Source organism: Grimontia celer, from assembly GCF_900055185.1.
Taxonomy (GTDB): Bacteria; Pseudomonadota; Gammaproteobacteria; order Enterobacterales; family Vibrionaceae; genus Enterovibrio; species Enterovibrio celer.
In genome coordinates, this window is sequence record NZ_FIZX01000001.1 from 1,822,500 (window position 1) to 1,841,750 (window position 19,251).

Sequence of the window (19,251 nt, forward strand, 5' to 3'; positions counted from 1 at the left end):
ATTCTTTTTGTCTTTTGTCTGTTCGTCTATTGGGCGGTTTGTGTAACCAGTTTTTCCGATTCACGGGCGTAAGACTTGCGGTCGGCAACCAGCAATACTGCAGGCAGAAGAATGAAATCGACTACCAGCGCAATGAAAATCACCATGGCACTCAACATGCCCATATCAGCGTTCAAGCGGAATACGGACGTTGCCAGCACACTAAAGCCTGCCACCAACACCACTGTGGTGATCCACAGTGCACGGCCTACGGTGCTGAATGCGTAACGGATACCTTCTTCAACATTGCGCCCTTGAAGACGCGCATAGCGATACTTGGATAGGAAGTGAACCGTGTCATCCACCACGATGCCAAGCGTAAGGGTCACGACAATAGAAAGTCCCAGATTGATTTCACCTGAAATCAAAGCCCACAAACCAAAACCGATAATGGCAGGAGCAAGGTTAGGCACCAGACTGATAGCACCCAGTCGCCATGAACGCAGCGCAAACACCAACAGACCAGAAATCAGCACCAGTGCAATCGGCAAAGTCTTGAGCATGCTTTCCATATTGGTTTCGCCAATGTGGGCAAACATCAGGTTCGGACCGGAAGAGGTCATGTCGAACTGCGGCGCGTTAGCGGCAAACCATTTATCCATGCGCTGCTCAAGATCGATAAGTTCAACGCTCCCCAAGTTGTCGACTGTAAGCAGCAACTTCACTGCGGACTTATCAATGTTTACTTCATTGTTCAGGTCTAGGCCGTAAGGTAGGGACATCTCGTATAGCAACAGGTATTGCGCCGCTAGCTCGGGATCGGTTGGCAATTGATAGTAAGATTCATCATCGCCATGCATGTTTTTGTTCAAACGCTTAAACGTGTCTGAGATAGACGCAACATGGTCGACTTCCGGTTGAATACGTAGCCAATCCGTAAAACCGTTCACGGCTTGTAAAAACTCAGGCTGGGTGATGCCTTGAGGCTGGCCTGATTTAATCGACAAGCTGATGGCCGTGGTACCGCTGATGTTTTCTTCCATAAAGTCAGCAGCCTGACGGAAGGTGTTTTCAGGGCCAAAGTACTCCACTGAGTTGTCATTTACTTGGTTCTGAACCAGCAGCATGCTGCTCAGCACCACCACAACAGCACTGACAGGCAAGATCATTTTGTGGTGGCGAATGACTGAATCAGCAATCCAGCCCATCACCTTGTTGCCAGAGCTTTGCGATTGCTTCACTTTCACAGGCATCAGTTGTAGCAATGCCGGCAGCAAGGTAACGGAAAGGAAAAACGCAATCATCACACCCACCGCTGCCAAGTTACCCATGTCTCGCAGTACCGGTGAATTTGAGGCATTCATCATCAGGAAACCGATAGATGTGGTGACCGAGGTAATCAACAGTGCAAGGAAGTTCAGCTTCAAGGCATAGCTGATAGCCTCAGATTTCTCTTTCCCTTCACGAAGCGCATGAACATAAGACGTGATCAGGTGAACACAATCCGCCACCGCCAACGTCATAATCAGCGTCGGTACATTCACGGTGCCGTTATTGAGGTAGTGCCCCACCCAGCCAAGTAATCCCATTGTGCTGGCGATCGTGAGTACGATGACCACCAGCGTCGCGAAAACAAACTTCCAAGAACGCAGCATGAAACCAAGAAAGACTAAAATCACTAGGAACATCATGGGCACAAGGGTATTGCCATCATCCATGGCAGCAAGTGCAAAGGCATTGTTCAACGCAATGATCCCGCCAAGATGAAACTCAACATCGCTGTGCGACTGGCTAACTCGGTCTAGTAACTGGTCAGCAAAAACAGATATTTCATTGACCTCAACACTCTGGTCACCGTCAGGAAGTTGGAATGTAATCGTCACGACAGCGACACTGCCATCCTGTGACACACTTGAACCCACAAGTCGCGGTTCGTTTAACGCGACATCTCGGATATAAGCGAGACGTGATGCATCCAACTCGATGTAATCCGCTGCTAAATCCTCCACCAACAAGTCATCTTCTTCTGCTGACGTATGCTGATAATTGGTAATGGAATCAACGCGGCTGGCATATGGCGTTTGCCAGGCTTCATCGGTCAGTTGCTTCACCAGTGACAGGTTTTCTTCAGTGAAGATGTTGCCATTTGATGGTGCCACGACAATGGAGAGGGTATCGGTTTTGTTGAAGGTGGCTTCCAGCTCTTTAAACGCCTGAAGTTGAGGGTTTCCTTCATCAAAAAAGATTTGGTAATCGCCGCGGAAATACAGTTTGGAGGCACCAAACGCCGCAAGCAGGGAAATCAAAACACTAAGGATTAAAAACAACCATGGCCTTAAAGTTGGCCATTGGGAAAGATCTCTGTTCATCACAGGCTCCGTTTGTGACGATTCGTCAATAAATCCGCTTTAAAAAGCCAACACAGTGGCTTAGTAAGACTCAACAGATTTCCGAACCAACCTTGACGAAACGTCAAAATTGGAAAAATTAAAAAGCGCTAATGCGCCATGACAACGTTCCACACAATGGGAAGTTGACGATCCGTCATATATGACGTTTCGTCAATATAGATCAACCAGTATCACATTGAAAGTGTTTTTTGACGATTCGTCAGAGTTAGGCTTTTTGCCCGAGAAGAGCAAGTTCCTCAGAGAAGAGTTCTTTCCTTGCACGGGCCCAGGTTTGCTCATAGTCGAACTCAGTCGACAACGGCTTCCAACCAAGACCATCCAGCAGGAAGTTAATGTTTTGAAGGACAATATTGTGATTCAGTTGGCGTGACACACAAGTGCTGTGTTCCGCGTTATGAACCAAGGCGTTGGTACCAAACCCCATCGCCCAGTTAGCAAACACAACGTTGTCTGATGTCACACCAGGATTCAACACCAGCTCACCCGAATTAATACCGTTTTGGATGAACGCATCACCAATAGATACCGCTATTTCTTCCAGCTCATTGAGTTTTTCCAGGCGCTCAGGCGCACTTTTTTCTGTCACAGCAGGCGTGCGGCTGACCATGGCACACATGGAAAGAATGGGTTCGAGTTGGGAGAAAACGAAGTAACCTGCATGCATGGCGATACATTTCTCGCGACTGGAGCCATCAAATGCCAAAGAACGTTTAAACATTGGTAGCTCACGACTTAGCGCTTCAATCGCCAGGGCCGCAATCAGGTCTTCTTTACTGTTAAAGTGATTATAAATTGTTCCCTTGGAGTACGAGCTAGCTGCAGCCACTTTATCCATAGTCAGTTGAGCAAAGCCTTCACGCATCACAACATCACGCGCGATTTCCAACAGCTCTTTCTCTCTGTCACGCATGGCAAGCTGCTTGCGGCTCAAAGACGAAGTATCGACGTTGTAAATCGCTGACATTCTGTTTTCGATGGTTTGCTCTAACATAATCACTTCCTGAACAAGATCAGCTCACTTATAGCATGGAACATGACAAAACGGAAAACGGTCGCTGTATTTAAAAGCTGACAACTTGACGAAATTCAATGACCCGACAATTCATACATTGAGCTCAACACAAGCAGGATAGAGACAAGCGAAGCAAAATTCTCTACAATACGCGCCCTTTGGATGCTGGATGGAAACTGGCATCAACGAGTGTAGTAATGCCGAATCTCAGGAATGAAGAGATTGACGGTAAATGGTTCTTTTTAGGCAGGTTCAGATGGCAAATCGCGACAATATTTTTGCTGCGCCAATTGAAAAACTGGGTGACTTTACGTTCGACGAAAACGTCGCCGAAGTTTTCCCGGATATGATTCAACGCTCGGTGCCGGGCTATAGCAACATCATATCTGCGATTGGTATGCTCGCTGAGCGTTTCGCCACTGATGGTAGTCGTGTTTACGATTTAGGTTGCTCGCTGGGCGCAGCAACTCTGTCTATGCGTCGCCATATTAAAGCGCAAAACTGCACCATTATTGGCGTTGATAACTCTCCTGCAATGGTTGAACGCTGCAAACTTCACGTCAATGCTTACCGCTCAGATACTGATGTACAAATCCTCGAAGACGATATCCGCAATGTCGATATCCAAAATGCTTCTGTGGTCGTGCTGAACTTTACCTTGCAGTTTTTGACCCCAGACGATCGTCAGGCGCTTCTCGAGAAGATCTTCGCTGGCCTCAAGCCAGGTGGCATTCTTATTCTCTCTGAGAAATACAATTTCGCCGATGAAACTGCGAACGAGCTTCTTATTGACCTACACCACGATTTCAAACGTGCCAACGGTTATAGCGAGCTGGAAATAAGCCAAAAACGTAGTGCACTGGAAAATGTGATGAAGCCAGACAGCATTGATACCCACAAGCAACGCCTGAGTGATATCGGTTTCAGTAGCGTAGCAGTATGGTTCCAGTGCTTTAACTTTGGTTCCATGTTTGCCATCAAGTAACTACTAGAGCTAAACAAATTCATCGCGTTAGGTAAGCTGGCGCAACACGAAAAACCAAAAGACGATACCTATGTTCGATTTTTCTGACTTCTACCAATTGATTGCTAAAAACCGTCTGCAGAACTGGCTGAATGTATTGCCAGCGCAATTGACGGAGTGGCAAAACCAGCCACATGGTGATCTGCCAAAATGGATGCGCGTGCTAAAGAAGATCCCGATGGATGCGCCTTCTACGATTGACCTGAAAGACAGCGTGACCATTGGTACAGAAGACGAACTGCCGGCTGGCCAGCGCGCGAAGATTGAAAACCTGCTGCGCGCATTCCACCCGTGGCGCAAAGGTCCTTACAATGTTCATGGCATCAATATAGATACTGAGTGGCGCTCGGACTGGAAATGGGATCGTGTGCTACCACATATCTCTCCACTGAAAGGCCGCTATGTGTTGGATGTAGGCTGTGGCAACGGCTACCACATGTGGCGCATGCTGGGTGAAGGTGCAGAGCTAACAGTAGGTATCGACCCTTCTGAGCTGTTCCTCGTTCAGTTCGAAGCGATTCGCCGAATGATGGGCAACGACCAACGTGCTCACCTGCTTCCGCTGGGTATCGAAAAACTGCCAGAGTTGAAAGCATTCGACACTGTATTCAGCATGGGCGTGCTGTATCACCGTCGTTCACCACTTGATCACTTAATCCAATTGAAAAACCAATTGGTGAAAAATGGTGAGCTCGTATTAGAAACCTTGGTGATTGATGGCGATGAAAACGCCGTGCTGGTGCCATTTAGTCGTTACGCACAAATGCACAATGTCTACTTCTTCCCTTCCGCGAAAGCACTGAAAGTGTGGCTGGAGAAAGTCGGGTTTGTGGACGTGCGTATTGTTGATGAATGTGTAACGACAATAGACGAGCAGCGCACAACAGATTGGATGACGCATAACTCGTTACCAGATTATCTCGATCCAAACGATCCATCGAAAACGGTTGAAGGATATCCGGCTCCTAAACGAGCCATTTTGGTGGCGCGTAACCCAGACTAAAAATATCCTTTCTAATATACCCAAAGGCAGCCTAGTGGCTGCCTTTTGTCGTATTTTCGCTTCATATTGTTAAATTTACCGAAATTTTCCTACCATTTTATATTGATCCGCAGCCAAATTTTGAGTCGATCCAGATCTCTTTATTGAATGAAAAGTTAATTGTTTCATTATTTATTCTCGAGTCACCACAAGAATATATCCCATAAGTTTCGCTAAGTCATTGTTCATAATTTTTTGAAACATTATTTCAATTTTATCTCTTATTCGTTTCATGAATATTTAATTCGAGACACAAGCAGCAAGTATTGGATGTGTCCAGTGAGATACGTACGCAAAAGGAACGAATAATGAAACTAAAAACTCTTGGCCTGATTATCCCGGCAATTTTGGCTTCAAACGCAGTAGTGGCTGCGGATGTATATACAAACGACACTTTGACTCTATCTGTTTCGGGGCATGTAAAAGCTAACAGCACTTCATCAAATGCTAAGAAAAATGGCGAGTCTACTCAGAAAAAAGAATTCCACGTTACATCAAGTGGTGAAGTTGCTTTTAGTGCGGCTTACCAATTGAATGACGACGTTAAACTGACAGGTTCTGCTTATATCAACGGCAGTGACGGTCTGGAAGGTTTTAAGCTATCGGGTTCACATACCAAGTATGGCGTGCTTTCTCTGGGTGATACCGGCAGCTCTTTCGGTGCACTGGAAAAAGCAAACGGCTTGGAAATCACCAATATCTACGCAGTTAGCCAAGGTGGTGTAGGTCAAAATGGTGTTCGTTACACCAAGTCCGTCGGTGACTTCGATTTCTCTGCGAACTATGAAGCAAAAGAAAGCCAGGTAAACGACAATGGCGAGAAAGATCCTTCAAACTACGCAGCATCCGTTAACTACGGAGGAAGCAACTTCTCAGTTGCAGCAGTTTATGGTTCGGACGGTGACGATGCACAATCCTATGGTGTAGGAGCAGACGTGACATTTGGATCTCTGAAGGTAGGTGCTGCCTACGTTGACTTCCAAAATGCGGGCTCTTTGACTGTTAACGCTGATGTTGATGCTATCGACCTGAACACACCAAACAGCGGCGAAACTTACGCGCTGACTTCAATTTATACCCTCGATGATTTGGCGCTTTTTGCCACTTACCAGCATGCAAAAGGCAATGCGGTAGATAAAGCGTTCGATATCGACACTTACGCGACAGGCCTAACGTACAAGGTAAGCGATAACTTCACAACTTGGGCGAACTATCAGGTTGGTGAAGGTAAGGATGGCACAGACCGTAAAGAGGGTGACGTCATTCGTTTGGGCGTGAAACTCACGTTCTAACGGATAACCGTGGGGCAGGCCGGCCCCACAATGCACTGCTAATTTCTTTTTTATTTTTACGACTCCTTTGAGCTATCACCATGGTGATAGCTCCTTTTTTTGGTCGTCAGGCAGCAGCGCTTTGTTGATGAGGATAATCCTTACAACCCAGTTTTGATGAGATGGCTGCGGCTGCTTGATGCAAAGCCTCAACATATCGACCACAGGTTTCCTCTGAATAACGGATGCTTGGCATAGCAACAGCAATGGCTGCTATCACTTTTTGGAACCTGTCGTAAACGGGCACTGCGACAGAGATAACCCCTGCCTCACTTTCTTCCCTGTCAAGCGCATACCCTTTCTTACGGGCAGCTTCGAGCTTAATTAACAATGTTGCGTAGTCAGTATTATCCCCGACTTCTGATACGTTCCAGACCTCTCGCAATTCCGCCTCAGATTTTTGAGCCAGAAGCACATTACCTATCGCCGTGCTGTGTAAAGCTTGCCGGCTACCGACACGAGCCTGAACACCGAGGCTATACGCTGCATCGAGTTTGTGGGCAAACACAAAGCTGGAGCCGTCAGGCACGCCGAGATGCACAGCCTCCCCTGACAGTGAAAACACCTTATTCATCTCAATATCGGCGATTGCTACCAAATCCAGATACTCGAGGGCAGAAGCACCCATTTCGAAGAGCTTTAAGGTCAGCGAGTAATGTTCTGAGTCCCCTTCTTGGGCAACAATGCCGAGTGTCTTCATGGTCTGAAGAAAACGGTAAACGGTACTCTTGGACATCATCAGCCGTTGCGCCAGTTCACTCACGCCAATGTCTTTTTGCGTACTCAATGCCTGCAAAATCGCAAAGGTCTTGAGTACCGAAGAGACTGACTCAGGCTGGTTGATCGCCGACATAACACAGTTTCCTTTTACTTCTCATTAATGGGAAAGTACGTTCATTGTATCCGACAAGGTTTGAGCTATTTTCGTTAATGACTCAAACGCAGCAAGCGAATGTCTATGCATTGTAAGTCGCTATGATAAAGAAGTTGAAACAGCGTTCCATTGTAAAAACCTTCAATTTCCATCTGAGTTCACTCTTTTCGACATGACCTTCATTTTTATTGGCCCGCCGTAACTCGCGTCGCTGCACGTTTTTTGTTCCGACATCAGAAACAGCTATCGATTTTTTAGTTTGTCATGCCTATGTGAAAGATTACGAAATTAGAAGCAAAAAGGTTTATTCAAAACAGAATTTCAGCCTGAATGTTTAAATATAAATTCATCGCCACAATGAATGGATAAGAAAGTTACACCAACAGTGATTAGTGATTTGTATTAAATTGCCTTTGTCATTCAATTTTACACTCTTTGGAAAGCAGCCTTATCGGGCTCGCATAAAGAAGATGTTATTTGCCTCAGCAAAGAACAGCCCCAAAAACCCTAAGAATTATGTGTGCCAACTTCGAGCGCACCGACCTTAAAATCCCTCCATTCCATTTTTTGTGACTGAATTCCCATACTCAAAGATCAGAAAACTTGCCACGAAACAGAATGTTCAGATAAGCGACAATCCTGACTCAGATATGACAAATCACCCTTCTCGCTTCGTTTTTTTCGGGATAAACTACACTCCTATTTTCAACGCTTTAACCACCCAGCACGGAGCTCCACATGCTAACTCGCAGCGGATTGCTGATTCTTTTCTCTGCTGTCCTCTCTGGCTGCAGCATTACATCTCAGGAACAGCACCAGCAAACCCTGAATGCAATCAGTAACATAGAGACCAACATTCAGAGTGACTACTCGTCGCTAAACCAAAGTGTTCAAACACAGCAAGAACAAATCGCAACCCTTGAACAACAGGTTGCTGATATGTCTGACACACTCAAAATCATGCGTCAGAATCAGGCCCGCGAAGCAGCGAACCGATCAGAGCCACAGGTGGTCTACGTCGAAAAAGAAGTACCTGTGCCGCAAAAATCAGATAAAGCTGTGCTTGGTGAGCAAGAGTGGGTATGGATTGATGCTGCAGGCTCCAACTACAAAGCCCGCGTAGATACCGGTGCTACCACTTCTTCATTGAACGCTACTGATATTCAGGAATTCGAACGCGACGGAAAAACTTGGGTACGCTTTAACCTTGCCCATACCCAGAATGGCGAGGATGAATCTGAGCCGTTAGCGACTATTGAAGCACCGGTGACCCGCTGGGTGAAGATCCGTCAAGCTTCCACTGAAGGTCTTGAGCGTCGTCCGGTTGTAGAACTGCGCGTTAGATTAGGTGAATTGCATGAAAAAACGCAGTTTACACTGGCTGACCGTTCACACATGGAATTCCCGGTTCTTCTGGGTCGTGAATTCTTTAAAGACATTGCCGTTGTTGACGTCTCTCAGTCTTACATCCATCCAAAGTTTGTTGCCGAAAAGAAATAGCGCACTGAACTACCAACCACAGTGCCAATAACGAGGAAAGAATGACTTCACGCGTTCCTTTTTATTTACTCATTAGCCTGCTGATCATTGTCGGCATGAGCATGAGTATCTACCGCCATAACGTCTACGGTGTGCCGTGGACAGCGGGACAAAAACACCAAGTGTGGGAAGTGGAAGCCCGCGTTGAATTCCAAGCCAAAGGCGAGCCAGTCAAAGTGTCACTGGCTACACCGGATACTCAGGAAGGCTTTACACTCATCAATGAAAATACCAGCTCTCCAGGCTACGGATTTGCATTGATCAACACCGAAGATGGCCGCCGAGCAGAGTGGAGTAAGCGCGAAGAAAACGGCCAACAAATCCTCTATTTCAAAAACCAAATGCTGGTTGATGAAAACGCCAACTATCCTATCGAGCCGCCTCTCGGCAATGTCACACCTGCAGTGCTTGATGGCCCTATAAAAACGGCGGCAGATGCTCTTCTCGAACAAGCAAGACAACGCTCCGCGGACAATGTGACGTTGGCACGTGAGCTCATCAAACAATTCAACGACAAAGAAAGCCAGAATGCTGCCCTTCTTACCAAAGAGATGAGTAAAGCTCAGGCCATTGTCGCGATACTTTCCTTAGAAGGCATCCATGCTCGCGTTGTCGGGGCGTTGCAACTGGAAGACGGACGCCGCCGCCAAAACATCATTCCAATGGTCGAAGTGTGGGATAACGAAGAATGGCAACTGTTTAACCTTGATACCGGCGTGCAAGATACCTTTGAAAATCTTCTGATTTGGAATGAAAAAGGTACACCGTTACTAGAAGTGATGGGTGGCACCAACAGTCAGGTCAGCTTCTCCATCATCGCCCAGGACATAAGCCCTCAACAGGCGACTGATGAAAAGATCCAAGCAGAAAGCTTACTGAATTTCTCTATCCACAGCCTGCCAATCGAAGAACAGGCAATGTTCAAAACCATCATGCTGATCCCAATTGGTGCGCTGATTGTGGTGCTGTTGCGTGTACTGGTCGGCCTCAAAACCTCCGGTACCTTCATGCCAGTGCTGATCGCTGTTGCTTTTGTTCAGACGCAATTGGTTCCGGGGTTGGTTGGTTTCCTGCTAATTGTCGGTACAGGTCTAATTATCCGAAGTTACCTTTCGCGGCTTAACTTGCTGCTTGTGGCGAGGATATCTGCCGTGATTATCACGGTAATCATGATTATCTCTGTCTTTACGGTCGTCGCGTTCAAGATTGGATTGGTTGAAGGTCTGACGATCACTTTCTTCCCAATGATTATCCTTTCCTGGACCATCGAGCGTATGTCGATTCTTTGGGAAGAGGAAGGCGCGAAGCAAGTGCTTATTCAAGGTGGTGGCTCACTGTTGACCGCAGTGTTGGTTTACCTTGCGATGACCAATGACTTCGTGCGCCATCTTACCTTTAACTTCGTTGGCATTCAGTTGGTTATTCTTGCGCTTATCCTGATGCTGGGTAACTACACTGGCTACCGCCTGAGCGAATTGAAGCGATTCAAGCCACTGGTAAAGGATTAAGGCATGCTGGATTTCCTAAAGAAATACACATCGCCTTTTAAGCTGCACAGTGCAGGCATCATGGGAATGAACCGCCGGAATATCAGCTATATCGGCCGATACAACAAGCGTAGTCTTTTCCCTCTGGTGGATAACAAGCTTAAAACCAAGCAAATTGCTCAGCGTGCGGGAGCCACGGTTCCAGAACTGATTGGCGTCATCAGTGAGCAGCACGACGTGCCAACCATTCATGAGATGGTAAAAGACTGGCCGGGCTTTGTCATAAAGCCTGCTCAGGGCTCGGGTGGTAAAGGTATTCTGGTGGTGACCTCAAACAAAGATGGCGTCTACAAAAAACCATCTGGCTCTGAGGTCAGCAAAGAAGAAGTGGAACGCCACATCACCAACACTTTGGCGGGTTTATTCTCGCTGGGTGGTAAGAACGATGTCGCTGTCGTAGAAAACCTTATCCAGTTCGATGACGTGTTTGATGGCTTCAGCTATGAAGGTGTACCAGATATCCGCGTTATCGTGTTTAAAGGTTACCCTGTGATGGCGATGATGCGTCTTTCTACTGCCGCTTCCGATGGTAAAGCGAACCTTCACCAAGGTGCGGTGGGTGTCGGTATTGATATCGCCACGGGTAAAGCGTTGCGTGCTGTGCAGTTTAACCGCCCTATTGAGCATCACCCTGACACAGGCCGTCTGCTTAGTGAGCTCCATGTTCCGCACTGGGAGCTACTGCTAACTCTCGCTGCAAGCGCATGGGAGATGACAGGCCTTGGCTATCTCGGCACAGATATGGTGCTCGACAAAGAAAAAGGCCCAATGGTGCTGGAACTCAACGCCCGTCCTGGTCTGGCGATTCAAATTGCTAACGGTTGTGGACTGCTACCAAGACTTCGTCATATCGAGGCAATGGGAGAAACTGCTCACCTCACGACACCGGAAGAGCGTGTGGCTTATGCTGCCAAGAATTTCTGCGGCACCCATACGCCAGGACATTAAGTTCAAACAGGATACGTCACTCGGGCTTCGGCCCGATTTTTGTTTCAGACAACGACTCCCCCTTTCCCATTCCCATCTAGTTTCAGTAAGCTAGGGTGATTGACCCTATAGGAACACTGAGAATGGACGCATCAACCCACCAATTTGATTTTGATAAAGAAGTCGACCGCACAAAAAGCCATAGCGACAAATGGGACAAATATAAAGGTCAGGACATCCTGCCAATGTGGGTTGCTGACAGTGATTTCCAATCCCCACCAGCGGTAATAGAAGCACTGCAGGAGCGCGTATCACATGGTGTTTTCGGCTATACCCATGCGTCAGAAACCCTGACGGATATTTTCGTCAAGCGCATGAAAACCAAATACAACTGGGATATTCAGCCTGAGTGGGTAGTCTATCTTCCGGGCTTAGTATGCGGACTTAACATCGCCGCCCGTGCTTTAACGGATGAAGGCCAAACCATTGTTAGTCCTAGCCCAATCTACCCGCCTTTTATTTCTTCTGCCAAGTTTGCTGAACGCCCTTTAGTGAAAGCCCCAGTGAAGCTAGCAGAAGGACGCTGGATGCCGGATTTGGAAGAAGCTGAAGAGCAACTCTCTGGTAAAGGCGGTTTACTGCAAATGTGTAACCCGCTGAACCCGGGTGGGACGGTTTATACCCGCGAGGAATTGGAAGCGACGCTCGCTTTTGCGGAAAAACATGACTTGTTTGTATGTTCAGACGAGATCCATTGCGACTTGATTCTGGACGGTGAAAAGCAACATATTCCATTCGCAAGCATCAGTGAAAGTGCCGAACAGCGCAGCGTGACACTCATGGCACCGAGCAAAACATTCAACATCGCTGGGCTTGGTGCGTCAATTGCCATTATTCCGAATGCAAAGCTTCGCCAGCGATTTAGTAAGATTAAGCGTGGAATCGTACCCGGTGTTAACGTGCTGGCTTTCACCGCTGCCAAAGCAGCTTATCAACATGGCGAAGCTTGGCTGCAAGAGCAACTTTGCTATCTCGCAGGCCACCGCGATTACCTGATGCAGGAAATCAACGCCCTGCCCAGCATGAAGCTGGAACACATCGAAGCCACTTACCTTGCTTGGATTGATTGCAGTGACTTGCCTGTCGACAATCCGCATCGATTCTTTGAAAAGGCTGGCGTGGGTCTTTCACCTGGGCTGGATTTTGGTAACCGCAAGTTCGTCAGACTGAATTTTGGGTGTACCCGTAAAACGCTGGAAGAAGCAGTGCGTAGAATGAAAGCTGCCGTCAGCTCGTTGGCTTAACCGGCTTTAGACCAAAGAAAAACAGCGCCAAAAGGCGCTGTTTTTGTCTGTTCGTTATACCTGATTAACGCTTGGTACGAAAACCTCGGTGACACGCTTTACAGGAGCGGTCGGCACTTTTGATTGCCGCTTCCAGCGCATCATCATCTTGCGCGACGGCCGCATCAGCCATGGAAACAAAGCTGGTTTGGAGGCCATCAAGACCAGATTCAAACTTATCCCACTTAGTCCAAACTGCTGGTTTACTGCGGCTGTCAAAGCTACTGCCTTCAGGGAACATCCCTTTCAGCGCACCGACTGTGTCGGCGTTTTTGATTGCCAGATTACGGATGGTCTCCCAATCCGAGTCACTGCCATCTTCGGCTTTCTTCAAGCTTTTGAATGTGTCTGCAATAGAGAGGAAGTTTTGCTGGCGATTATCAATCACTTCAGAAAAATCCTGCGCCATCGCTGAACCAGACACCATCAGCAGAGCACTGACCAACCCGATTGCTTTACTTCTTGTTGCAATTCTTTTCACGACTTTATCCCTGTAATGCTGTTGAATCGACGAATAACATCATAAAACCTAACAATTTTATGGATATTTCCGTTAAAACTCGACAGAAAAATTGTAACGTTTCGCGTTAAACTCCAAGCCTACATTTTCTGGGAAAATCAGGAACAAATCATGAAGATATGGGACGCACCGACCCGCATTTATCATTGGCTACAAGCTGTATTGTTTACGGCGATGTGTGTGACCGGATTTCTTCAAGAAGGTCCGCACCTGACCATTGGCCTCGCGCTCGCTGCTTTGCTGGTTTGGCGAATCCTATGGGGCCTAGTTGGTAGCAAGACCAGCCGATTTCTGCATTTTGTGAAATCACCGCGTTCAGCCGTGAACTACCTCCTCGGTAAAGAGAAGCATCACGGTGTCGGCCATAACCCTGCCGGCGGACTGATGGTTATTCTCATGCTGTCATTGCTCGTATTTCAGTGTTTTATCGGGATGGCCCAAGCTGGGTATTTTGACGATTACATCAGCGACGAAAGCTGGCTGTATGACATCGATCTTCTGGCTGCTCTACACCTTTATGGCGCGTATTTGTTGATGGGATTAGTTGGTGTGCACCTAGCAGCAATAGCCATTTACAGCGCAAAAGGAAAATCATTGGTGAAAGCGATGATTACGGGACGGCAAGCGCAATTGCAACCCACTTCCCTGTTCTTCCGGTCGAACAAGCGGGCGGGAGCGATACTGCTCGGGATAGGTGGATTTCTCACTTACTTCGTTTCTGGTTGATACAAAAACAGCGCCCCGCAGGCGCTGTTCTTTATTCAATTTAATTGTTAAGCAATGATGCCAGCCACTTCCCGAACCAGTACGGCCAGTTCATCCCAGCGAGCCTCATCAATCAGGTTGTTTGGCACCATCCAGGTTCCGCCACAAGCAATCACAGAAGATACCGCTAAGTAGTCCTTCACATTCTTGGGGCTAACGCCGCCAGTCGGCATAAACTTCACTGGATACACTGCTGACATGGCTTTCAGCATGGCAACACCGCCAGAGGCTTCAGCAGGGAAGAATTTCAAGGTTTTTAGACCCATTTCCATCGCCTGTTCAACCAGACTTGGATTGTTCACACCCGGTACAATCGCCATACCTTTTTCCTGACAGTACTTCACCGTAGTGGGGTTGAAACCCGGACTCACGACAAAATCAACACCCGCTTCGATAGCAGCATCGACTTGTTCTTTATTGAGCACGGTACCTGCACCAATCAGCATGTCAGGAAAGGCATCTCTCATGTTGCGTATGGCCTGTGCCGCCTGCTCGGTGCGGAAAGTTACTTCTGCGCACGGCAACCCGTTTTCAATCAACACTTCTGCCAGCTTCGCTGCTTTTGATGCATCGCTGATAGCAATTACTGGCACCACTTTGATGGCATCAAGTTTCTTTTCAATCTCAGTCATCGTTCTACCTTAAATCGTCGGCATGGCGCTCAATGGAATGATTGCACCATGATGTTGAATCACTTGTCCAGCCAGCTTATGACCAGCTTGAGCGGCCGCTTCCACGCCACCGCCAGTTAATCGTTTAGCGAGATATCCTGCACTGAAAGAATCCCCCGCTGCCGTCGTATCGACCACCTGAACCACTTTCTCTGCTGAGACTTCAGTACGTTTCTGGTGAGTGAACACTTCGCAAGGTTTAGCTCCATGCTTATAAACCACTTCGCTGACACCAAGGCTTTGAGTACGCAGCAATGACGCTTCAACCGTTTCATCTCCCCAAAGCGCCTGTTCATCATCAAATGTCAGCATGGCAATGTCAGTAAGCGCTAACACTTCTCGATAGGCAGCCTGAGCTTCTTCAAAGGAATCCCAGAGCGCAGGCCGGAAGTTATTGTCGAACACCACCCTGCAATGAGGTTTAATAACGGAAAGAAGAGAGAACAATGTCTGTCGCGCTTCACGCGGTAAAATAGCCAGACTGATTCCGCTTAAATAGACGAGGTAAAAGCCCGCCAGACTGGCTTTCAGCGCCTCAGTGTCAGTTTCATTCAGCCAGAATTTGGCTGCTGAATCATTGCGCCAATAATGAAAATGCCGCTCGCCATTTGGGTCAGTGGAAATGCTGTAAAGGCCGGGAAGTTTGGTCGCGCTGCGATGAACGTATTGGGTATTGATGCCTTCCGCATTCCAGCGCGCGAGTAACTCTTCACTGAAAGGATCTAGGCCTAGGCCAGTGAGATAGGCAATGTCCGCATCTGGAAGCATCCGACTCAGGTAAACCGCGGTATTCAGTGTGTCTCCACCCATTCCTTGCACAAGCGCATCGCCTTGGCGACTGAGCTCTACCATGCATTCACCAATGAGTGCGATGCGCAGTGTCATAACGTTCTGAAGTCTCCGCGAAAATCGAACGCCAACTATCGCATAAAGCCTCTGCATATGACATTGCAACGCCGCCACACATCCCCCATCTGTGATGGACCACATTGTTTTAAAAAGCGTTACCTCTACCTTCTTCCTAGGGAGCATATTTCATGCTTCCTATCTGCTATCGCTCTCTCATTTTCAGCCTCGTAAGACACTGATCTATAGCGATATGTGATTGCCTTCTCAGTCGAATCAAGATGCAACATTTCTCCAGTAAAGGGCTTATTTGTCCAATATATTAAGCAAAATACCGGGCGCATAATCAGACCAACTCAAAACACAAATCTAATAACTCGAAATAAAGGTCTGAATCATGAAAACGAATATTGCTGAACTAAAACGGCACCTTCTCACCGGCACCAGCCACATGCTTCCATTCGTTGTTGCAGGTGGTGTTCTGCTGGCTCTGTCAGTCATGCTGAACGGTAAAGGTGCAGTGCCAGAAGGTGTATTCCTGGAAGGTCTGTGGGACATGGGTATCGCAGGTTTCACCCTGTTCGTTCCAGTACTGGGTGGCTACATTGCTTACTCTATCGCTGACCGTCCTGCACTGGCTCCGGGTATGATTGGTGCTTACCTGGCTAACCAGGTTCAAGCCGGCTTCCTTGGCGCTATCGTGGTGGGTTTCATCGCGGGTTACGTCGTTCTGCAACTGAAGCGCATCCCTCTTTCCAACAAGCTTAAAGCGCTGTCTACCTACTTCATTATCCCTATCGGCGGTACCTTCATTGTATCTGCACTGGTGGTATGGGTTATCGGTCAACCAATCGCAGCATTCATGGCATTCATGAACGAAGGTCTTCAATCCATGGCTGGCGCTTCTAAAGCGATTCTGGGTGCGGTACTGGGCGGTATGACGGCATTCGATATGGGCGGCCCAATCAACAAAGTTGCCACCCTGTTCGCACAAACTCAGGTGGGCACACAACCTTGGCTGATGGGCGGCGTAGGTGTAGCAATCTGTGTTCCACCACTGGGCATGGCACTGGCAACTTTCCTTGCGCCTAAGAAGTACTCTGCGGAAGAACAAGAAGCGGGTAAAGCGGCGGCAATCATGGGCTGTATCGGTATCACTGAAGGTGCTATCCCATTCGCAGCAAACGACCCAGCGCGCGTTATTCCAGCCATCGTGGCAGGCGGTATGGTCGGTAACATCGTGGCCTTTATGGCGGGTGTTCTGAACCACGCACCATGGGGTGGTCTGATTGTTCTCCCGGTTGTCGAAGGTCGAATGATGTATGTCGTCGCAGTTATCGCTGGTGCAGCAACCACAGCACTGATTGTGAACGCACTGAAGAAACCTGTCGCAGACCGCGAAGAAGAAAAACAAGCACAAACCGAAGAACTGGAACTGTCCTTCGATTAACGAACAAAGCAATAAGAAATACATAGGTAAATGAATATGAAATTAATTGGTGTAACTTCTTGCCCTTCTGGCGTAGCACACACTTACATGGCAGCCGAAGCACTGGAAACAGCAGCAAAAGCAAAAGGCTGGTACGCGAAGATTGAAACCCAAGGCGCGATTGGTATCGAAAACGAACTGACCGCTGCTGAGATCGAAGCTGCTGATGTGGTTGTCCTGACAAAAGACATCGCTATCAAGAAAGAAGAGCGCTTCGCAGGTAAGAAGATTGTCCGAGTCACTGTAACTCAAGCAGCGAAACAAGCCCCTGAAATCATCGCCAAGCTTGAAAGCATGCTGGCGCAAGCGTAAGTAAAATCAAACCGCGGCTAGGTTCCCCCTGCCGCGGTTTTTCCGTTCAGGCTCGTAAGGCAAATCCTTTTAAATCTCCTTTTCCACGCTTTACGCTTCGTTTTAGAAGGCTCCACTCATGCAACACAACATCGCCACTTCCCTCAGCAACTTTCATGGCACGCTTACAAAGGTATGTTGCAGTGAAAACACGCCGCCCGAGGGCGCGTATCAGGTAAACTTCAACCGTCTGGAAGTGATTCTAGAAGGGAAATACGACCTGATTGTGGATTCAAGAAATGGCGAGAAGACGCTGGCTTTGCAACAGGGAGAGATGGTTTACATCCCTTCCAATGCTTGGAGCAAACCCACTTGGGAAAACAGCTGCAAGATGATGTCGATACTGTTCGGCAAGCATCAGGTTGGTTTTAGCTTCGTACATTTCGATGAAGACGAAGGCTACGTCGATGTGCAAAAACACGCCATGCCTCTCCCCACCTCCATGGCCGTGGAACATGTTCTGGATGCACTCAACAGCATGACCGATGAAAGCCGCTCAGTCGTGATGGCGGACCACCTCGCCAATGCGTTGTTGGTTTACTGCAATGAACTACTGCAAGGCCCGCAGCAAGAGAAAGTCAGCCGTGGAGAGAAGCTTTACCGAAGCATGTGTATTTACGTGCAGGAAAATTTCCACAAAGACATCACCCGCGTTTCCGTCGCCAGCCGCTTTGGCGTTTCCTCTGCACATGTCTCCCGTCTATTCAACCAAGAAGGCTCAGTGAAATACGCCGATTACGTCACCTACGTCCGACTCGACCGCGCCAAATTTATGCTCAAAAAGTACAACTTTAAAGTGGACGAAATTGCCCACCGCTGCGGGTTTAAAGACACCAATTACTTTTGCAGGGTGTTTAAGCAGAAGACGGGGAAAACGCCGAGTGAGTATCGATTGGGGGCATAAGCGGCACCAAAATAGCTATCTTTTGGATACTATTACTTTAGCGCCAAGTTCATGGATCTTTTTACCATCATGATAGATATCAAATTTTAAGAATCGAATTCTAGGCTTTTTCGGGTGGTCAGCGAGTTCAAATTTCAAAAAACCTCCTTCACTAGTAACTACTGACACCATCCGTCGGTTGACCCGATAATGGTAATCATCCCTTAAACTCATATACCATTCATTTTTCAACGCACGTGCTACGACACTCTTCTCAATCGGCTTACCCTCAGAGTAAATATGAAGTTCTTCATTGCCAGAAGATATGGCGGCCTTTACTTCATCTTCAAAATCAATGAAAGAATATGCATCCACAACAAACGTTGTAGCGCCAACGCAAAGCGTAACCGCGACTACCCCCACCAATGTCCTTGCTCGAACAATGTTTGTTGCAAAGTAGACAATCGACAGAACGAAAGACGCCAGAAACATAATTATGGTGACAAGGCTTAATTGCCTTGTCAGTACGAACAATTCAACGTCCATTTTTACCTCTTGGAAACAACTAAGAAAGTACACTAAATAATTGGCTCGGTACTGAGTTACTGAAGAAAAATTAGCAGTTGATTTTTGATAGATCCCAAAAGCAAACAATGCATTAACCTAGTTGAAATTCCACTAGTTCAATTCTCCACTG

18 protein-coding genes are annotated in these 19,251 nt (G+C 47.6%); 11 read left to right on the forward strand and 7 right to left on the reverse strand.

Annotated elements, in window-relative coordinates; all coding sequences use genetic code 11:
- Positions 1-26: 26 nt before the first annotated feature.
- Positions 27-2,348, reverse strand: a complete 2,322-nt coding sequence (locus GCE9029_RS08000; protein WP_062662416.1) for an efflux RND transporter permease subunit — start codon at positions 2,346-2,348, stop codon at positions 27-29.
- Between the two features lie 247 nt (positions 2,349-2,595).
- Positions 2,596-3,381, reverse strand: a complete 786-nt coding sequence (locus tag GCE9029_RS08005; protein ID WP_002538498.1) for a TetR/AcrR family transcriptional regulator — start codon at positions 3,379-3,381, stop codon at positions 2,596-2,598.
- Between the two features lie 277 nt (positions 3,382-3,658).
- Between GCE9029_RS08005 and cmoA the strand changes: the two genes are divergently transcribed.
- The 3 genes from cmoA to GCE9029_RS08020 all read left to right on the forward strand — a co-directional run bounded on the left by cmoA (position 3,659) and on the right by GCE9029_RS08020 (position 6,760).
- Complete coding sequence (gene cmoA, locus GCE9029_RS08010; RefSeq protein WP_062662418.1) at positions 3,659-4,387, forward strand: carboxy-S-adenosyl-L-methionine synthase CmoA; 729 nt, start codon at positions 3,659-3,661, stop codon at positions 4,385-4,387.
- A 70-nt stretch (positions 4,388-4,457) separates the two neighbouring features.
- A complete protein-coding gene (gene cmoB, locus GCE9029_RS08015) occupies positions 4,458-5,429 on the forward strand; it encodes a tRNA 5-methoxyuridine(34)/uridine 5-oxyacetic acid(34) synthase CmoB (RefSeq protein WP_062662420.1) in 972 nt (323 codons plus the stop codon).
- A gap of 347 nt (positions 5,430-5,776) precedes the next feature.
- The gene (locus GCE9029_RS08020; protein ID WP_062662423.1) at positions 5,777-6,760 is read left to right on the forward strand and encodes a porin; all 984 of its coding nucleotides are present in this window, start codon (positions 5,777-5,779) and stop codon (positions 6,758-6,760) included.
- 106 nt (positions 6,761-6,866) lie between these two features.
- Here GCE9029_RS08020 and kdgR read toward each other — a convergent pair whose 3' ends face one another.
- Positions 6,867-7,652, reverse strand: coding sequence for a DNA-binding transcriptional regulator KdgR (gene kdgR, locus GCE9029_RS08025; protein ID WP_062662425.1), 786 nt, complete (start codon positions 7,650-7,652; stop codon positions 6,867-6,869).
- Between the two features lie 759 nt (positions 7,653-8,411).
- Here kdgR and GCE9029_RS08030 point away from each other — a divergent pair.
- From GCE9029_RS08030 to GCE9029_RS08045, 4 genes are all read left to right on the forward strand, one after another.
- Positions 8,412-9,173: an ATP-dependent zinc protease family protein gene (locus GCE9029_RS08030; RefSeq protein ID WP_062662427.1), complete on the forward strand. Its 762-nt coding sequence runs from the start codon at positions 8,412-8,414 to the stop codon at positions 9,171-9,173.
- Positions 9,174-9,214: 41 nt separating this feature from the next.
- A complete protein-coding gene (locus GCE9029_RS08035; RefSeq protein WP_062662429.1) occupies positions 9,215-10,720 on the forward strand; it encodes an inactive transglutaminase family protein in 1,506 nt (501 codons plus the stop codon).
- Positions 10,721-10,723: 3 nt separating this feature from the next.
- Positions 10,724-11,707, forward strand: coding sequence for an alpha-L-glutamate ligase-like protein (locus GCE9029_RS08040; protein WP_062662431.1), 984 nt, complete (start codon positions 10,724-10,726; stop codon positions 11,705-11,707).
- 122 nt (positions 11,708-11,829) lie between these two features.
- On the forward strand, positions 11,830-12,990 hold the full coding sequence (locus tag GCE9029_RS08045) for a MalY/PatB family protein (RefSeq protein WP_062662433.1): 1,161 nt from the start codon (positions 11,830-11,832) through the stop codon (positions 12,988-12,990).
- 64 nt (positions 12,991-13,054) lie between these two features.
- On the opposite strand, the gene GCE9029_RS08050 is transcribed toward GCE9029_RS08045, so the two are convergent.
- The gene (locus GCE9029_RS08050) at positions 13,055-13,510 is read right to left on the reverse strand and encodes a c-type cytochrome (RefSeq protein ID WP_197475331.1); all 456 of its coding nucleotides are present in this window, start codon (positions 13,508-13,510) and stop codon (positions 13,055-13,057) included.
- A gap of 150 nt (positions 13,511-13,660) precedes the next feature.
- On the opposite strand from GCE9029_RS08050, the gene GCE9029_RS08055 reads away from it, so the two are divergent.
- The gene (locus GCE9029_RS08055) at positions 13,661-14,275 is read left to right on the forward strand and encodes a cytochrome b/b6 domain-containing protein (RefSeq protein WP_062662435.1); all 615 of its coding nucleotides are present in this window, start codon (positions 13,661-13,663) and stop codon (positions 14,273-14,275) included.
- A 47-nt stretch (positions 14,276-14,322) separates the two neighbouring features.
- On the opposite strand, the gene GCE9029_RS08060 is transcribed toward GCE9029_RS08055, so the two are convergent.
- Positions 14,323-14,946: a bifunctional 4-hydroxy-2-oxoglutarate aldolase/2-dehydro-3-deoxy-phosphogluconate aldolase gene (locus GCE9029_RS08060; protein WP_062662438.1), complete on the reverse strand. Its 624-nt coding sequence runs from the start codon at positions 14,944-14,946 to the stop codon at positions 14,323-14,325.
- Positions 14,947-14,955: 9 nt separating this feature from the next.
- Positions 14,956-15,870, reverse strand: a complete 915-nt coding sequence (gene kdgK / locus GCE9029_RS08065; RefSeq protein WP_062662439.1) for a 2-dehydro-3-deoxygluconokinase — start codon at positions 15,868-15,870, stop codon at positions 14,956-14,958.
- 358 nt (positions 15,871-16,228) lie between these two features.
- On the opposite strand from kdgK, the gene GCE9029_RS08070 reads away from it, so the two are divergent.
- From GCE9029_RS08070 to GCE9029_RS08080, 3 genes are all read left to right on the forward strand, one after another.
- A complete protein-coding gene (locus tag GCE9029_RS08070) occupies positions 16,229-17,281 on the forward strand; it encodes a PTS fructose transporter subunit EIIC (protein WP_046303262.1) in 1,053 nt (350 codons plus the stop codon).
- 36 nt (positions 17,282-17,317) lie between these two features.
- Positions 17,318-17,632, forward strand: a complete 315-nt coding sequence (locus GCE9029_RS08075) for a PTS fructose-like transporter subunit IIB (RefSeq protein ID WP_062663176.1) — start codon at positions 17,318-17,320, stop codon at positions 17,630-17,632.
- 118 nt (positions 17,633-17,750) lie between these two features.
- The gene (locus GCE9029_RS08080; RefSeq protein WP_062662441.1) at positions 17,751-18,575 is read left to right on the forward strand and encodes a helix-turn-helix transcriptional regulator; all 825 of its coding nucleotides are present in this window, start codon (positions 17,751-17,753) and stop codon (positions 18,573-18,575) included.
- A 15-nt stretch (positions 18,576-18,590) separates the two neighbouring features.
- Here the strand turns inward: GCE9029_RS08080 and GCE9029_RS08085 are convergent, their stop codons facing one another.
- The gene (locus GCE9029_RS08085; RefSeq protein WP_062662443.1) at positions 18,591-19,100 is read right to left on the reverse strand and encodes a hypothetical protein; all 510 of its coding nucleotides are present in this window, start codon (positions 19,098-19,100) and stop codon (positions 18,591-18,593) included.
- Between the last annotated feature and the right edge of the window lie 151 nt (positions 19,101-19,251).

Coding starts and splice junctions, on each gene's coding strand:
- GCE9029_RS08055 (WP_062662435.1), top strand. CDS start 13,661: ATGAAGATATGGGACGCACCGACCCGCATTTATCATTGGCTACAAGCT.
- GCE9029_RS08020 (WP_062662423.1), top strand. CDS start 5,777: ATGAAACTAAAAACTCTTGGCCTGATTATCCCGGCAATTTTGGCTTCA.
- GCE9029_RS08080 (WP_062662441.1), top strand. CDS start 17,751: ATGCAACACAACATCGCCACTTCCCTCAGCAACTTTCATGGCACGCTT.
- GCE9029_RS08070 (WP_046303262.1), top strand. CDS start 16,229: ATGAAAACGAATATTGCTGAACTAAAACGGCACCTTCTCACCGGCACC.
- GCE9029_RS08075 (WP_062663176.1), top strand. CDS start 17,318: ATGAAATTAATTGGTGTAACTTCTTGCCCTTCTGGCGTAGCACACACT.
- kdgK (WP_062662439.1), bottom strand. CDS start 15,870: ATGACACTGCGCATCGCACTCATTGGTGAATGCATGGTAGAGCTCAGT.
- GCE9029_RS08045 (WP_062662433.1), top strand. CDS start 11,830: ATGGACGCATCAACCCACCAATTTGATTTTGATAAAGAAGTCGACCGC.
- GCE9029_RS08040 (WP_062662431.1), top strand. CDS start 10,724: ATGCTGGATTTCCTAAAGAAATACACATCGCCTTTTAAGCTGCACAGT.
- GCE9029_RS08030 (WP_062662427.1), top strand. CDS start 8,412: ATGCTAACTCGCAGCGGATTGCTGATTCTTTTCTCTGCTGTCCTCTCT.
- GCE9029_RS08085 (WP_062662443.1), bottom strand. CDS start 19,100: ATGGACGTTGAATTGTTCGTACTGACAAGGCAATTAAGCCTTGTCACC.
- cmoA (WP_062662418.1), top strand. CDS start 3,659: ATGGCAAATCGCGACAATATTTTTGCTGCGCCAATTGAAAAACTGGGT.
- cmoB (WP_062662420.1), top strand. CDS start 4,458: ATGTTCGATTTTTCTGACTTCTACCAATTGATTGCTAAAAACCGTCTG.
- kdgR (WP_062662425.1), bottom strand. CDS start 7,652: ATGTCGGCGATCAACCAGCCTGAGTCAGTCTCTTCGGTACTCAAGACC.
- GCE9029_RS08035 (WP_062662429.1), top strand. CDS start 9,215: ATGACTTCACGCGTTCCTTTTTATTTACTCATTAGCCTGCTGATCATT.
- GCE9029_RS08005 (WP_002538498.1), bottom strand. CDS start 3,381: ATGTTAGAGCAAACCATCGAAAACAGAATGTCAGCGATTTACAACGTC.
- GCE9029_RS08000 (WP_062662416.1), bottom strand. CDS start 2,348: ATGAACAGAGATCTTTCCCAATGGCCAACTTTAAGGCCATGGTTGTTT.
- GCE9029_RS08060 (WP_062662438.1), bottom strand. CDS start 14,946: ATGACTGAGATTGAAAAGAAACTTGATGCCATCAAAGTGGTGCCAGTA.